The sequence below is a fragment of the Bradyrhizobium sp. USDA 3397 genome, from assembly GCF_054060965.1.
Genome location: NZ_JBSSDS010000001.1, coordinates 5,259,958 through 5,274,044, shown reverse-complemented (window position 1 = coordinate 5,274,044; position 14,087 = coordinate 5,259,958). Strand labels below are relative to the sequence as shown.

The 14,087-nt window shown below is 63.4% G+C and carries 14 protein-coding genes and 1 pseudogene; 7 read left to right on the top strand and 8 right to left on the bottom strand.

Going from position 1 to position 14,087, the window contains the following annotated elements:
- Positions 1-22 precede the first annotated feature (22 nt).
- Both ACVWYQ_RS24375 and ACVWYQ_RS24370 read right to left on the bottom strand, forming a co-directional pair.
- A complete protein-coding gene (locus tag ACVWYQ_RS24375; RefSeq protein WP_157284847.1) occupies positions 23-232 on the bottom strand; it encodes a hypothetical protein in 210 nt (69 codons plus the stop codon).
- Between the two features lie 95 nt (positions 233-327).
- On the bottom strand, positions 328-771 hold the full coding sequence (locus tag ACVWYQ_RS24370; RefSeq protein WP_271541640.1) for a TspO/MBR family protein: 444 nt from the start codon (positions 769-771) through the stop codon (positions 328-330).
- 41 nt (positions 772-812) lie between these two features.
- Here ACVWYQ_RS24370 and ACVWYQ_RS24365 point away from each other — a divergent pair.
- From ACVWYQ_RS24365 to ACVWYQ_RS24345, 5 genes and pseudogenes are all read left to right on the top strand, one after another.
- Positions 813-992 (top strand): annotated as a pseudogene (locus tag ACVWYQ_RS24365) (Y-family DNA polymerase); the annotation flags it as partial.
- Entirely contained in the window at positions 992-3,136 is a 2,145-nt protein-coding gene (locus ACVWYQ_RS24360) for an acyltransferase family protein (RefSeq protein ID WP_404545176.1), read from the top strand. The pseudogene ACVWYQ_RS24365 and the gene ACVWYQ_RS24360, both read left to right, overlap by 1 nt.
- Positions 3,137-3,327: 191 nt before the next feature.
- Positions 3,328-4,428, top strand: coding sequence for a DNA polymerase IV (dinB, locus tag ACVWYQ_RS24355; RefSeq protein WP_271541636.1), 1,101 nt, complete (start codon positions 3,328-3,330; stop codon positions 4,426-4,428).
- Between the two features lie 103 nt (positions 4,429-4,531).
- A complete protein-coding gene (locus ACVWYQ_RS24350) occupies positions 4,532-5,977 on the top strand; it encodes a sensor histidine kinase (RefSeq protein WP_456726456.1) in 1,446 nt (481 codons plus the stop codon).
- 403 nt (positions 5,978-6,380) lie between these two features.
- Entirely contained in the window at positions 6,381-7,853 is a 1,473-nt protein-coding gene (locus ACVWYQ_RS24345; protein WP_456726455.1) for a lipopolysaccharide biosynthesis protein, read from the top strand.
- Between the two features lie 123 nt (positions 7,854-7,976).
- Here the strand turns inward: ACVWYQ_RS24345 and ACVWYQ_RS24340 are convergent, their stop codons facing one another.
- Positions 7,977-8,270 carry a hypothetical protein gene (locus tag ACVWYQ_RS24340; RefSeq protein ID WP_036024052.1) on the bottom strand — a complete coding sequence of 98 codons (294 nt, stop codon included), beginning with the start codon at positions 8,268-8,270 and terminating at the stop codon, positions 7,977-7,979.
- A 202-nt stretch (positions 8,271-8,472) separates the two neighbouring features.
- Positions 8,473-9,159, bottom strand: coding sequence for a DNA-3-methyladenine glycosylase I (locus ACVWYQ_RS24335; protein ID WP_157284851.1), 687 nt, complete (start codon positions 9,157-9,159; stop codon positions 8,473-8,475).
- Positions 9,160-9,367: 208 nt separating this feature from the next.
- On the opposite strand from ACVWYQ_RS24335, the gene ACVWYQ_RS24330 reads away from it, so the two are divergent.
- Entirely contained in the window at positions 9,368-10,195 is an 828-nt protein-coding gene (locus ACVWYQ_RS24330; protein ID WP_404545173.1) for a metallophosphoesterase family protein, read from the top strand.
- Here the strand turns inward: ACVWYQ_RS24330 and ACVWYQ_RS24325 are convergent.
- The 4 genes from ACVWYQ_RS24325 to ACVWYQ_RS24310 all read right to left on the bottom strand — a co-directional run bounded on the left by ACVWYQ_RS24325 (position 10,134) and on the right by ACVWYQ_RS24310 (position 12,462).
- Positions 10,134-10,619 (bottom strand): Crp/Fnr family transcriptional regulator, encoded by a 486-nt coding sequence (locus ACVWYQ_RS24325; protein WP_036002505.1) that lies wholly within the window; start codon positions 10,617-10,619, stop codon positions 10,134-10,136. The genes ACVWYQ_RS24330 and ACVWYQ_RS24325 overlap by 62 nt on opposite strands.
- Positions 10,620-10,712: 93 nt before the next feature.
- Positions 10,713-11,453, bottom strand: a complete 741-nt coding sequence (locus ACVWYQ_RS24320) for a di-trans,poly-cis-decaprenylcistransferase (RefSeq protein ID WP_271541626.1) — start codon at positions 11,451-11,453, stop codon at positions 10,713-10,715.
- Positions 11,454-11,483: 30 nt separating this feature from the next.
- A complete protein-coding gene (locus tag ACVWYQ_RS24315; protein ID WP_036024038.1) occupies positions 11,484-11,858 on the bottom strand; it encodes a transcriptional regulator in 375 nt (124 codons plus the stop codon).
- Complete coding sequence (locus ACVWYQ_RS24310; protein ID WP_271541623.1) at positions 11,845-12,462, bottom strand: hypothetical protein; 618 nt, start codon at positions 12,460-12,462, stop codon at positions 11,845-11,847. Before ACVWYQ_RS24310 ends, ACVWYQ_RS24315 begins: the two co-directional genes overlap by 14 nt.
- Before the next feature lie 201 nt (positions 12,463-12,663).
- On the opposite strand from ACVWYQ_RS24310, the gene ACVWYQ_RS24305 reads away from it, so the two are divergent.
- Positions 12,664-13,911 (top strand): S1C family serine protease, encoded by a 1,248-nt coding sequence (locus ACVWYQ_RS24305; protein WP_271541621.1) that lies wholly within the window; start codon positions 12,664-12,666, stop codon positions 13,909-13,911.
- The last annotated feature ends 176 nt before the right edge of the window (positions 13,912-14,087 follow it).

Sequence of the window (14,087 nt, the reverse complement as noted above, 5' to 3'; positions counted from 1 at the left end):
CCAAGTACCACCTGCCTCGCCCTCACGTCAGCATCGCGACGATCGCCTGGATCTGGTCGGAGGCGGACGTCACCAGCCCGTCATATGAGGTCTGGCCGTGTGCGGCGGCGTTCAGGATGCATTCGGCGACGGCAGCTTTCAGGCCGAACACCGATTGATGGGCGGGTACGCTCGCCATCACGGTCTCCAGCGCTTGACGCATCGTGTGAATGAGCTCGGAGCTGTATTGCATTGGCTTGTCCTCCGCGGGCACATATTAGGTTTCGCGGCCATGCTTGCCACTCACAAGCCTGAGATTCTTCTTTGAAGAACTCTCAAGTGAACGCCTCAATTCAATCGCCAGATCGCCGCATTGAGCACGCCGGCGAACGCGACCCAGGCGGCGTAGGGCATGAACAAGGCGGCGGCCAGCCTGTCGCGTGACATCTCAATGGCAATGTAAGTTACGATCGCGACGAACAGGCCGATGAGGATGACCAGCGCGGCGCCGATCTGGTGCATCGTGAACATGACGGGAGACCAGATGAAATTCAGCGCCATTTGCGCCGCCCAGGCCAGCATCGCCTTGCCCCTGGGCTCACGGCGAAAGGTTCGCCATCCCGCAACAGCGATCAGGACGTAAAGGATCGTCCACGCAATCGGGAACGCCCAGTTCGGTGGGACAAAGCCGGGCTTGGCAAGGCTCGCATACCACGCGCCGGGCGGATTGGTCGCGCCGATCAGCCAGCCCGTGCCGACCACGCCCGCGACGAAGATCAACAACTGAAACATCCATCACCTCGCTTCTCATCACCGGATTGTATCATCTAGCCATGAGCAAATCCGACACGATGCCTGGCGCAGCCGCGGCCGTGAAGATCATCCATATCGACATGGATGCGTTCTATGCATCGGTGGAGCAGCGCGACAATCGGGAGCTGCGCGGCCAGCCGGCTGCGGTCGGCGGCTCCGCGGAACGCAGCGTCGTTGCGGCTGCGAGCGACGAGAAGCGATGCGCTGCGCGCCATGGCAAAGTCCTGCGTCTTTTCGCAGCAGCGCCGGATGGGTTGCCGGCTTTGACGGAGAACGGCTTGACCGGGGCGAGCCCGATTGGGGGAGAACTCAGCCCGTTCCGCAGTTGAGGAACGCATGCAGGCGCGCTAAAGGCAAGCGGCGCGCGTGTATCCGTAGTCGGACGAACCGCCGCCAGTGGATCCAGCACTTGGTTACAAAGCTATCCCATCGACACGACATTGACGGGCTCCGGGCGATCGCCGTCTTGAGCGTATTCTTCTATCACCTGGACGTTCCGCCGTTCGGCGGCGGCTTTGTGGGGGTCGACCTGTTTTTCGTCGTGTCCGGCTATCTGATCTCTCGGATCATTCTCAGCGAGGCTGACCGCGGCGAATTTTCGATTCCCCGATTTTACGAGCGCCGCATCCGGCGCCTCTTTCCCGCAGCAATCGTCACCATCATCGGCATTTTGGCCGTCGGCGGCCTCTGGTTCTCCCCGGAGCTATTCAAGGGCCTGACTCAAGACGTCGTGGCTACGCTGGTATCGGTCTCGAATTTCTACTTCTGGCGCGGCAGCCACGCATATTTTGCCAGCTCGACCGATCCCAGCCCCGTACTTCACTTCTGGTCGCTGGCTGTCGAGGAGCAATTCTATCTGTTTTGGCCCGTCTTCATTCTGCTGGGACGCAGACAACTCGGTCGCGCACTACCTTTGCTCATTCTTGGCATTGCAATCCTTTCGCTTGGCGTCGCGCAAGCGACACTCGCAACCGACAGCTCGGGTGCTTTCTACCTGCCGACCTGTCGCGCCTTCGAATTTGCGATCGGAGCCCTGGTCGTCTTTGCGGAGCAGAGGCTGACCTTCTCGGCCGGAGCGCGCTCGCTGTTGGCTGCCGCCGGATTCGCCTTGATCGCTTACGCGGTCGTCAGCTTTGACAATGCGACCTCCTTCCCTGGCGCGACGGCCCTCATCCCATGCCTGGGTGCAGCCTGCGTGATCTTGGCGGGCGAGCGTCACGTCCTTTCGCCTGTCCTGACCAATCCGCTGAGTACGGGGATCGGGCTGGTGTCCTACTCGCTCTACCTCGTGCACTGGCCCCTGATCGTCTACGCAAACTACATCATGGGCGACGACGCCAAGTCGGTTGCGGTTAAAGTGCTGATCGTCGCCCTCGCGATGGCGCTGGCTGCGCTGATGTATCGGCTGATCGAACAGCCGTATCGCGCGGGTCGCTCGTCACTGTTGCGAGTCGCCGGCCCCGCCGCTGCGACGATCGTCGCGCTCGCGGTTGTTGCATTTGTGGCCAACCGTCAAGATGGCTGGCCATGGCGGCTCCCGGCACAGGCCCGCGAGGTCGCCGATCTGCAGCGATTCGGCTTCTGGCCGTGCGCCAAGAGCGCACAATCGAAATGTGCCTTCGGTTCATTGAGCGACCCCGTTGGCGTGCAAGTGTTCGGCGACTCCTTCGCCGAGCATTATGTCGCAGCGCTGGACCCGGCGGCAAAGCGCGCCGCCGTCCGGGGAGAGGCCTATACGGCCGAAGGTTGTCCGTTGCTCGTCGGGCTGGTGCGAACAGCGTTCGACGGCTCGCAGGACTGCAAACGCCAGCGCGATACCTACCTCGCCGCGATCAGGCAGAACCAGGCTCCAATCGTGCTCAGCCAATCCTGGATGACTTACGGCAATGCGCTCCGCAACGAGCTCACGCCGGAGGTCGATGCACCGGCCCTGCAAGTCTGGCGGGCCGGCATCGAGAACACGATAAATGAGCTCGGCGGCAGCGGACGGCGCATCCTGATCATAGCGCCCGGAGTCGAGCCGGGCTGCCGCAGCCCGATGTCCCGCTTCGCACCGGGACCCCTCTGGCACGCACCAACCAAGCCCTGTCCTGCCGTGCCCCTCGATCGCGTGCAGGCCGACAATCGCGAATTCCATGCCATGCTCGAGGAGATCCGGAGCCGCTACCCGAACCAGATATTTCTGCTCTATCCAGAACGTTATTTGTGCGGAGAAGCCGAGTGTCCGACCGCCATGGACGGCCTCTGGCTCTATTGGGACGTCAATCACCTCACGGTCGCAGGTGCGCAGCGCGTTGGCGACGGAGCCTCAAGCCAGCTCCTCGAGTTCATCCGTGGCAAGTAAGAGCCTCCGCCTCTCCCAAGCGATCGCGGCCGAGACGAAACTATCTCGACTGAACGGAACTGACGAGCGGCTGTCGTCGCAAGCCTGAGATGGCTTTGCCCTGCCGCGATAGTGCAGCTCAAATTCAACCGCCTGATCGACGGAAGCATCCTCGGCTCGCGCATCTCCCCGCGCGATTGTATCATCTTGCGATGAGCGAATCCGACCCGACGACCGGCGAGCCCTCGCCCGTGCGCAAGATCATCCATATCGACATGGATGCGTTCTATGCATCGGTGGAGCAGCGCGACAATCCGGAGCTGCGCGGCAAGCCGGTCGCGGTCGGCGGCTCCGCGGAACGCGGCGTCGTTGCTGCCGCGAGCTACGAGGCCCGCAAGTTCGGCGTTCGCTCGGCCATGCCGTCGGTGACGGCGAAGCGGCAATGTCCCGACCTGATCTTCGTCAGGCCGCGCTTCGAGGTCTACAAGGCGATCTCCAGGCAAATCCGCGACATCTTTGCCGAGCACACGCCCGTCATCGAGCCGCTGTCGCTGGACGAAGCCTATCTCGACGTGACGGAGAGCCTGCAAGGCATCCCGCTGGCGCGGGACATCGCGCTCGAGATCCGCGCGAAGATCAAGGCCAAGACCGGCCTCACCGCGTCGGCGGGTATCTCCTACAACAAGTTTCTGGCCAAGCTCGCGTCCGATCATCGCAAGCCCAACGGCCAGTTCGTGATCTCGCCGGAGATGGGGCCGGCCTTCGTCGAGCCGCTGCCGGTCGGCAAATTCCACGGCATCGGTCCGGCGACGGCGGCGAAGATGAACGCGCTCGGCCTGTTCACCGGCCGGGACATCCGCAACCAATCGCTGGAGTTCATGAACGCGAATTTCGGCAAGTCGGGCGCGTATTATTATTGGATATCACGCGGTGTCGACGAGCGGCCGGTCCGCGCCAACCGGATCCGCAAATCGGTCGGCGCGGAGAACACGTTCTCGACCGACCTCGATGCGTTCGACGCGCTTGCCGCCGAGCTAAGGCCGCTCGTCGACAAGGTCTGGCGGCATTGCGAGGCGACGGGCAATCGCGGCCGCACCGTCACCCTGAAGATCAAGTTCGCCGATTTCGAGATCATCACGCGCAGCCGATCCGTCGCGGCGGCCGTTGCCGGGCGCGACGATCTGGAGCGGCTGGCCTGCGGCCTGCTCGAAGCCGAGATGCCGCTGCCCAAGCGCGTCAGGCTGCTGGGGGTCTCGCTGTCGTCGCTCCACGCCGCCGGCGAGTCGGAGCCGCAGCTGACGCTGGGCATCTGAACGCGGCTTGAGGCCCCTTCGGTGAACGCGGCATCTTTATCCGCGACGCGGCGCCAAACCTGTCGTAGATACACCAGACATGACTTTTCGCGATTGAGTTTGGATGCTTGCCTTATTGATACGCCTCGGACTGCGCTTCGAAGACAGCATCGAGGAACGCCGGTTTGTCGACCAATATGTCCGGGGCAGTCTCGGATGGACGCAGATCGCGATGCTGCTCGGCGCCGCCACCTATGCCAGCTACACGCTCTGGGATTGGGTGCTCTACCCCGAAGTCGTGCCGACCACGCTCGCAATCCGCGGTGGAACCGCCGTGTTCATCCTGCTCCCGCTGACGGCGCTGCTGTCGCGGCGCCGGATGAAGCCATGGGCGGAGACGATCTTTCTCATCTATTGCGTCATCCCCGGCTGCATTCTGCCGAGCATCTATCTCGTGCTTCCCTCGGGCTTCACCTTTGCCGCGCCCGGCATGATGATGATCATACTGTTCGTCTCGACCATGCTGCCCTTGCGGATCGGCTCGCTGGCGATCTTCTGCCTGCTGTCGTGGGTGGCGTTGCTGGTCGCCGAGACATTCGCGTCGACAATGCCGACCGGCCTGAGCTTCATCAACCACTCTCTCGTCGGCAACGCCTACGCATTGTCGCTCTACGCGGTGGCTGCGCGCGAGTACCGGGCGCGAAAGCAGTTCCGGACATCCGAGGCGCTTCAACGCGAAAAGGAACGCTCCGAGAAATCGTTGCGCGATCTGCGCGCGACCCAGGAGCATCTCGTGCAGGCGGAAAAGCTCGCCTCGCTCGGGCAATTGGTGGCAGGTGTCGCTCACGAGGTCAGCACCCCGCTCGGCCTCGCCTTGACGACCTCGACGGCCATGCAGGATGACCTGCAAACGATGAGTGATGCATTGGGCGGAGCATCGGTCCGGCGGTCCGATCTAACCAAGGGCATTGACCGGCTCAAGCAGGGGCTCAACCTGACCTTCGAAAATCTGCACCGAGCATCCGAAATGGTGCACAGCTTCAGGCAGGTCGCGGTCCATCAAGCCGATGAGGACCGGCGCAGTTTCGAGCTCAGGGATTGGCTATCGGAGTTGATGTCCCGGCTCGGGCCATTGCTGTCGCATCATGCCCTGACCGTGGAGGTACACTGCCCGGCGGGAATCAAGCTCAACAGCTATCCCGGAGCGCTTGCTCAGGTGATCAGCAATCTCGCCCTCAACACTGCAGCGCATGCGTATCCTGACAAGAGAGGCGGCCGGTTCGTGATCACGGTCAGCCAACCGAATCCGACATTAGTCCGCCTTGTCTGCGCTGATGAAGGCGTCGGAATCCCTGACCACCTGCAGGCGCACATCTTCGATCCATTCGTCACGACAAGCCGCGAGAAAGGCAATGCCGGTCTGGGACTGCACATCGCGTTCAATCTCGTCATCTCATCGCTCAACGGGCGCTTGCTGCTCGAGAGCAAGGCGAGTCCGGGAACTCAGATCGTCATCGAAATTCCCATTGAAGAACACGTTGCACGAGAACCGCGAAGACTAGAGGTTTGACACTATTGCGAGCGGTTCTGTGTCGATCTTCGAGGCACTGCCTGACGTGAAGCTGACAGACCAGCCTCTTTTTCGGTTTCGACGCGCTGCTCTGAGCAAGATGCACTCCATTGGCTGTTCGTTCGAGCGCGATCGACGTAAAGTTTTTTGCGAACGCAGTTTGGTCGCGCCATTCAATTGACACGTACTGACGGATAGTCGTCGGCGTTTCGCGACGCTGCTCACGCGCGATAGCCTCGATGTCCCTCTCGTGCGGTGATCCGCGCATGAGGGCGTCCGGTTGATCGCACATGAATGAAGCGCCAATCGCATGAAATCGAAAAGATAAACTGTCGTTTGATTCACCGTCTTGCTTTCGAACTGCGCTTGAAATTTTCGTTGTTCGCCGCTCGAGGAGCTGATCGTGACTCAACTCAACATGCGCTTGTCCGAGGACGAGCAGTCCCGGAACGTACGGAAAGGTGCGCTCGCTGCGATCGTCACTCAGGTCGTGCGTGTAGCGACGCAGACCGGATCTGTGATCCTGCTCTCGCGCCTACTGACGCCAGTCGACTTTGGTACTTATGCAATGGCTTCGCCGGTGCTCGCCTTCGCGGTGCTGTTCCAGGATCTCGGTCTTGGACACGCGACCGTGCAGAAGGACGAGTTGACGCACAACGAGCTGAGTGCGCTGTTCTGGGTGAACCTCTCGGTCGGCGCGCTACTGGCGGCCACACAGGTGGCGCTATCGCCGCTCGTCGCCAGGTTCTACAGCGCGCCAAATCTCGCCCCACTGACATCTGGTATGAGCGTCACGTTGCTGCTCAGCGGCGCTGACGTCCAGCATTTGTCGTTGCTGACGCGACAGATGAGATTCTGGACGCTGGCAGGCCTGGAGTCCGCGGCCGCACTGACTGGATTACTGACCTCTGCCGCGGTCGCGTACGTCTATCACAGCTATTGGGCCATTCTCGCCGGCAGCCTGACATCAGGTCTGGTGCTCGCGAGCGGCGCGTGGCTGAGTTCGGGATGGTTGCCGTCGAGGCCCGGCTCGATCAAGGCTGCACGCGACATGCTGAACTTCGGGCTCGGCGTGACCGGCTACAATCTTGCCGAATTCCTGTCCCGCAATACCGACGGGGTGTTGATCGGCAAGGTCTGGGGGGCTGCCTCGCTTGGCGCGTATAACCGCGCCTACCGGTTGCTGCTGTTTCCGCTTCAGCAAGTCAGCAATCCGATGGTGCGAATCATGCTGCCGACGCTGTCGGGCCTGCTGAAGGAGCCGGAGCGCTATCGGGATTCGTTCCGTCGCGCGGTGCTGCCGGCGCTCCTGCTCGTGTTGCCTGGCGTCGGCTTCATGATCGCGACCGCCGATACGCTGGTCGAAACCCTGCTCGGCGACCAATGGAGCGAGGCTGCGCCGATCTTCGTCGCCCTCAGCATCGCCGGTCTGCTGCAGACCAGCAACAGCCCCGCCAACTGGCTTTTCCTCAGCCAGGGCCGCGCCAAGGAATACATGCGATGGGGCCTGTTCAATGTCTCAACATCGATTCTCGCCTTCATATGCGGGCTGCCGTTCGGACCAGTCGGCGTCGCCAGCGCATATTCCATCAGCGAGTGCGTGCGCACGCCCATCCTGTGGTGGCTGATTGGGCGACGCGGCCCGGTGCATCATCGAGACCTCATGAAAGTGGTCGGGCCTCATCTCGCCGGAGCGCTCGCTTCCGTGGTGACGGTGTCTCTGCTGCATCGCTGGCTAGCGCGTTCGATCGGAGGGATCCCGGAATTGGCAGCCTGCTTCTGCCTTTCATATGCGGTTTCGCTCACGATCGTTGCGCTGTTTCCGGCCTGTCGCGGAGAAATGTGGCGCTACGCACAGAGCATTCGCGGCAGATAATGCGATCGGCACCAGATCGTTCGCAAGACGGTGGAGCTGATCACCACGTCACCAGTCACGCCAAAGCCGCGCGCCACGGGAGTGCCGTGGCGCACGTGTCTCCAAAACGTCCCGTCGGGCTGCTCAATGCCTCACATGCTCGAACACCACGATCACGCCGGTCGGTTCGGGCTCATGCGCCATCAGGCGCGTCAGGTCGGAATCGCCCCAATCGGCGAGGCTGACGACCTCGCCACTCTGGCGGTCGCTGCCGAGCGACCCCGTCGGCTCGAGCACCTTGAGGCCCATCTCGTCGACGAAGAAGGTGTGCTCGCCGAACATGCTGTTGAGCTGCGGCATCGCCGGATGTTCGTCGGGCAGCACCTGAGCGCCGAGCTGGTTGACGGTCTGCTTCACCTGTTCAGATGTGAGCTTCATGGACTGCTCCGTTGTTGTATCCGGTTTCATCGAGCCAGGCGGGAGCGAGCATTCCCTGCGCCCTTATGCGCCTGGCTCAGAGTCCCGAACAGGTGCTGCGGATAAATGTTCCTGCGAAATGTATTTCGTGATCGCGGGTTTCATCGGCCGCGTTCGCAGCACAAGATCGCCACAGGATGCACACGATCTGTCGATCGACGCGCTACTCGCTGCTGTTCTCGCCGACCGACAGCGCGCAGATGCGTGACAGATATGTGTACGGCAGGCCGGTCTCCTCGGCCCAGGCGTTGAACTGCGCCTGCACCTTGGCGAGATCGCCCTTCGACTTGACCTCCTCGGCGATGTCGAGACCGGCAGCGCGCAGGCAGGCCACGACGTCCTTCGACGTCACGAAGCCGTCCCAGCCGACGAAGCGGAGCAGCATCTGGCCGGTGTTGCCGCCCAGCCGGCTGCCGCGTTTGTTGAGGAGGTCGAGCAGGCCGATCTCGTCGGAGGACGGCCATTTCGCCAGAAACTTGCCGAAGCTGCCGTGCTCCTTCGCGATCTCCTGCACGAAGGCGGCGTTGTCGCGCACCGACATGATCTTGGCACCGTTGCGCACGATGCGCGCGTCGCGCAATAGGCCCTCCCAATAGTCTTCGGGCTGGAAGGTGAGCTTGGCGGGCTGGAAATGCAGGAAGGCCTGCTCAAAGCCGTCCCATTTGGAATCGATCACGCTCCAGGCAAAGCCGGCGCAGAACACCCGCTTGGTCATTTCGGCGAGGATACGATCGTCGCCGAGCTTGGCCAGCTGCTTGAGGTCCGGCTTGGCCGGCATCAACTTGTCCAGCGCCTTGGGCCCGCCCTTGCGCTTCTCGGCGCGGGCGCGAATGGTCTTGAAGGAGGTCATGTGAACACAGGTGTTGAGAGCAGGCCACGACACCAGAATTCGGCGATCCGGTCCAGCCCCGCATTGCCGCCCCTTGCGCTCTGCGACGGGACGCAGCATGCTGTCGCTCATTGGATTGATGCAAAGGGGCGGCCGGGCTGGTCTGCTTCTTGCTTTATGCCGTTTTTGGAATTCCCTGACATTTTGCTCTCTGGCCGTCGGATTTTCCATGCGCTGCCTGGTCGTGGCCGACCTGCACTATTCTCTGCCGCAGCTCGACTGGCTGGTCAGCGCGGCGCCGCAATTCGACCTCGTGATCTTCGCCGGCGACGCGCTCGACATCGGCTCGATGGTGGATTTCCGCGCCCAGATCGTGGTGGTGAAGAAGTATCTCGCGCTGCTGGCCGCGACGACCCGCGTGATCCTCTGCTCCGGCAATCACGATCTCGACGAGCGCAACGCCGAAGGTGAGAAGATTTCGCGCTGGATCTCGGAGGTGCGCGAGCTCGGCATCGCCTGCGACGGCGACGGCCTGACGGTCGGCGATACCCTGTTCACGGTGTGCCCGTGGTGGGACGGACCCCAGGTCAAGCAACGCCTCATCGAGCAGTTGCGCGATGCCGGAGCCATCAGGCCGCAGCGCTGGATCTGGGCGCATCATGCGCCGCCGGCGGATTCACCGACGAGCTGGGGCGGCAAGCGCTTCTTCGGCGACGTCGAGCTGGTGCAGTGGATCATGCAATACCAGCCGTCGATGGTGATCTCGGGCCATGTGCATCAATCGCCCTTCATCAGCAATGGATCGTGGTTCGACCGGCTGGGCCAGACCTGGGTCTTCAACACGGGCCTGCAACCTGGCCGTCCCCCGACCTGCATCGTGCTCGATCTCGATGCCGACAAGGCATTCTGGCTGGCGGCCGGCGAGGCGCAATGGATCGACCTGAAGGCGCCGCTGCGGCGGCCCGCCACCCCCATCGAGGCGCCGCCCGACTGGCTCACATTCTTGGATCGGATTGCCGATCCGAGCCTGGCGAAACCTCAGCCGGCGGTAGGTTGATCATGCTCTGGAGCACTTCGCCGACCATTGCCAGATGCGTGCCGTGGCCGGCATATTGCCGCTTCAGATCGGCGAGGTAGGTGTTGGCGACGTTGAGCCGCTGCGCCAGCATTTTTGCGATCAGCAGCGCCACGCCCGGCTCCCTCTCGAGGAACGCGGCGGCATCCTCGAATTCGTAGACGATGGCGTCGGAGCAGGCCCGTACCGTTGCGGTGTGCGGCTGGCCCAGCAGCACGGACATCTCACCCAACACCGCGCCGGGCTCGGTGACGGTGGCGACCACCATCTCGCCCTTGAGCACCTCGAGCCTACCTTGCATCAGCACGTAGAGATGGCCGGAGGTGCCACCCTCGGCGACGATGATGGTGCCGGCGGCAAGCTGCCGCTCCGTTCCGCCGGTGCAATAATCGAGGACTGCGCGCATGGTGCGAACGCTCCCGTACACAACGCCGGAAGACTAGAGCACGATCCAAGCCAGGCGGCAATCGGCAGAGAGCCGGCTGGTGCGCGAGGCGCGTCACACCCGCGAGAGCGAGGGTGCCTCTTCGGGCATAATGGCTTGCAGCCCGCCGAAGCGGCGCTCGCGGCAATGGAAGGCGGCGAGCGCCTCGGCAAGATCGCCCGCGTCGAATTCGGGCCACATCCGCTCGGTGAAGTACAGCTCGGCATAGGCGCCTTCCCACAGCAGGAAGTCCGACAGCCGCTTCTCGCCGGAGGTGCGGATGATGAGGTCGACGTCGCGAAGGCCAGCCTCGCCCGTCACGAGCTGCGAGAAGGCTTCGCGCGTCAGGCTGGTCAGCGCGGCCGCCTTGGCCGCGGCATGGAGGATGGCATCGCGCGCGGAATAATCGACGGCGATGCGCACGTGCAGCGTGCGGCCATCGGCGGTGGCCGCCTCGGCGCGCGCGATCGCGGCGGCGATGCCGTCGGGCAGGCGATCGCGGCGGCCGATGACGGAGAGGCGCACGCCGTTCTTGACGAGGCTCTGCACTTCGTTCGCGAGGTAGAAGCGCAGCAAGGTCATCAGCGCCGCGACCTCGGCCTTCGGCCGCCGCCAATTGTCGGTGGAGAAGGCGTAAAGCGTCAGCGTGCCGATGCCCTGCTTGGGCGCGGCCTCGACGATGCGGCGGATGGTCTCGACGCCGGCCTCGTGACCGCGCACGCGCGACAGGCCGCGCCGCGTCGCCCAGCGGCCGTTGCCGTCCATGATGATGCCGACATGAAGCTTCTCGTTATGGGACGTGATGTCACTTTGCATTGCAAAGTCTCCGGTCAAAAAAGGGGGAGATCAGGTCGAGGCGATGCCGAGACGGCCGAGCGGCGGCGCTTCGCGGCCGGCGGCCTTCGCCGCGTCGCGCACCAGCCGCTCGAGCACGGCGAGATAGTCGAGGAAGCGGCGGCGGCCGGCCTTGGTGAGGCGGCAGCTGGTGTGCGGGCGATTGCCCTCGTAGCCCTTGGTCACCTCGACGAGGCCGGCTTCCTGCAGCACGGCAAGGTGCCGGCTGAGATTGCCATCGGTGAGGCCGCAGAGCTGCTTGAGATCGCCGAACGCCAGCCCCTTCGGATGCGCCATCAACGAGGTCAGAAGCCCGAGCCTCGCCTTCTCGTGGATCACGCGGTCGAGCCCTTCATAGGAGAAGGGCGCGCTGTCAGTCTTCGACATCGTTGTCTCCCGACGCAAAATGCAGAATGGCCGCCATCAGCGATTGGCCGATCAGGAAAGGTAGGCCCATGGTCCATGGCGACAGCGTGTGGGTTCGGCTCGCGAGCACCACGACCGCGAAGCCGGACACGAAATACCAGGCGCCGGCGAGCGCGACGGTGCGCGGCAGCGAGCGGACCGAGGCAAAGATGCCGAGCGACACCAGGATCTGCCACAGGCCCGGCAGCAGCCACAGCGTCTCGCTCGCGAACTTCCACATCACCACCGCGAGCAGAACGCCGGCAATGCCCGCCGGCAGGAACTGCTCGACCGCCTGGTGGATCATCGCGTCGGCGAGACCGGAATGATGGCGTCGCGACCGGGCGCGCATCTCGATGCCGATGATCAGCCCAGACAGCGCGGCGGCGATGAACCAGCCGATGAAGAAAACGAGCGGCTCGCCGGTGGGATCATCCAACAACCAGAATTGCAGGAGGGCGGTGATGAGCGCCACAGCACCGGTCGCCGCCATCGTCGCCGGGCCGTAACCGCGGAAGGCGGTACCCGCCGCGATCTGGCTGCGGATCGTCACGATGTCGGCCAGCGCCTTGTCGAGATCGCGCATCGGCAACGCCAAAACCTCGTTCCACCCGGACATTACGAGGCAAGAGCCTCGTTACTTTGTATTGCAAAGTATACGGTACTGCAAAGTATATGCAAGCCTGAATTGTCGCGGCCAGCCGGACGAGAGCGGACAACTGACGGTTGCGCCTCACCTGCCCTCGCGGATAAGATGGATGCAAGTGCGTTTGCCGGGGGCTGGGGTATGTGGTTGAGGTCGTTGGTCGTTGCGTTCGTGTTGCAGGTGAGTTTGGTCGGGGCGAACGCGGCGGGGCCGTTCGGCACCGTCAATGTCGGCAACTGGGCTGGCGGCGCATTCAGCAATGACGAGACGGGCGCGTTCTCCCATTGCGCGGCGACCGCACCTTACGCCAACGGCGTGAGTCTCTTCGTCGCGCAGAATGCGGCCGGCTCCTGGCTGCTGAGCTTTGCCAGCCCCAGCTTTCGCTTTAACAAGGGCGATACCGCGCCCATCGACTTCATCTTCGACGGCCAGGAGCAGGCGAGGTTGTTTGCGACCGCCGGCACCACCAACATGGTGACGACCATCCTGCCCCCCAACGTCGCTCGCACCTTCCAGAAGGCAAGCCTGATGGTGGTGACGACCAACGGCAGCAAGCCACTCCAATTTGTGCTGACGTCGACGGCGCCCCTGATCGCGGCGCTGGCGAACTGCGTCACGCGGGTGAAGGCAGATGGGCTCAGCAAGGCAGGCGATTTCACCAAGGGTGCGGCCAAGCCGGCGGTCACGGCGGAGAAGCAGGCGGCAGGGCCGGCCGGCGGCAAACCTGCCCGAGCCAGGAGCGGCAGCGGCTTCGTCGTCAGCACGAGCGGGCACATCGTCACCAACCATCATGTGATCGACGGCTGCGTCGGCGACATCAAGGGCAATCTCACCGGCGAGGCCGCAATGGTGCTGCGCGTCGTCTCGAGCGACGCCAACAACGATCTCGCTTTGTTGCAGGCGCCGTCGACAACGACCTTCAAGGATTTTGCCCGGATCCGCGACCGCTCGATCCGCTCCGGCGATTCCGTGATCGCGATCGGCTTTCCCTATCACGGCATCCTGACCTCGGACTTCAGCGTGACCACCGGGATCGTGAGCTCGCTCAGCGGCATGCGCAACGACTCGCGCTTCCTGCAGATCAGCGCACCCGTGCAGCCCGGCAATAGCGGCGGGCCGCTGTTCGACAACACGGGTCAGGTCGTCGGCGTGGTCACGGGCAAGATTCCAGCCTTGCGGATCGCGGTGGCGACCGGCAACATCCCTGAAAACATCAATTTCGCCATCAAGACCGGAGTGCTGCGCGATTTCCTCGACAATTCGATCGTGCCCTATCAGACCGCCGAGCCAAAGAGCGAGCGCAAGACCACCGACATCGCCGCCAACGCCCGGCCTTACACGATGCTGATCTCGTGCAACGCGGCGGAGCAGGCGGAAGCGAAGCGGTAGCTATCGGGCAACGCACACCCTGCAGCTCACCCGTAGCTGTCATTCCCCGCGACCCGGCTACGCCAAGGCTTCGCCGGGGTTGAGGTCCAGGGGCGCCGAAGCTTTAGCGTAGGCGGCAGGCGGGGAATCCAGTACGCCGCGGCCTCTCGATTCATCACCGCCGTCTCGGAATACTG

Excerpts from the sequence above, each read along its gene's own strand:
- ACVWYQ_RS24375 (WP_157284847.1), bottom strand. The coding sequence starts at position 232 with ATGCAATACAGCTCCGAGCTCATTCACACGATGCGTCAAGCGCTGGAG.
- ACVWYQ_RS24370 (WP_271541640.1), bottom strand. The coding sequence starts at position 771 with ATGTTTCAGTTGTTGATCTTCGTCGCGGGCGTGGTCGGCACGGGCTGG.
- ACVWYQ_RS24360 (WP_404545176.1), top strand. The coding sequence starts at position 992 with ATGCGCTGCGCGCCATGGCAAAGTCCTGCGTCTTTTCGCAGCAGCGCC.
- dinB (WP_271541636.1), top strand. The coding sequence starts at position 3,328 with ATGAGCGAATCCGACCCGACGACCGGCGAGCCCTCGCCCGTGCGCAAG.
- ACVWYQ_RS24350 (WP_456726456.1), top strand. The coding sequence starts at position 4,532 with ATGCTTGCCTTATTGATACGCCTCGGACTGCGCTTCGAAGACAGCATC.
- ACVWYQ_RS24340 (WP_036024052.1), bottom strand. The coding sequence starts at position 8,270 with ATGAAGCTCACATCTGAACAGGTGAAGCAGACCGTCAACCAGCTCGGC.
- ACVWYQ_RS24335 (WP_157284851.1), bottom strand. The coding sequence starts at position 9,159 with ATGACCTCCTTCAAGACCATTCGCGCCCGCGCCGAGAAGCGCAAGGGC.
- ACVWYQ_RS24330 (WP_404545173.1), top strand. The coding sequence starts at position 9,368 with ATGCGCTGCCTGGTCGTGGCCGACCTGCACTATTCTCTGCCGCAGCTC.
- ACVWYQ_RS24325 (WP_036002505.1), bottom strand. The coding sequence starts at position 10,619 with ATGCGCGCAGTCCTCGATTATTGCACCGGCGGAACGGAGCGGCAGCTT.
- ACVWYQ_RS24320 (WP_271541626.1), bottom strand. The coding sequence starts at position 11,453 with ATGCAAAGTGACATCACGTCCCATAACGAGAAGCTTCATGTCGGCATC.
- ACVWYQ_RS24315 (WP_036024038.1), bottom strand. The coding sequence starts at position 11,858 with ATGTCGAAGACTGACAGCGCGCCCTTCTCCTATGAAGGGCTCGACCGC.
- ACVWYQ_RS24310 (WP_271541623.1), bottom strand. The coding sequence starts at position 12,462 with ATGCGCGATCTCGACAAGGCGCTGGCCGACATCGTGACGATCCGCAGC.
- ACVWYQ_RS24305 (WP_271541621.1), top strand. The coding sequence starts at position 12,664 with ATGTGGTTGAGGTCGTTGGTCGTTGCGTTCGTGTTGCAGGTGAGTTTG.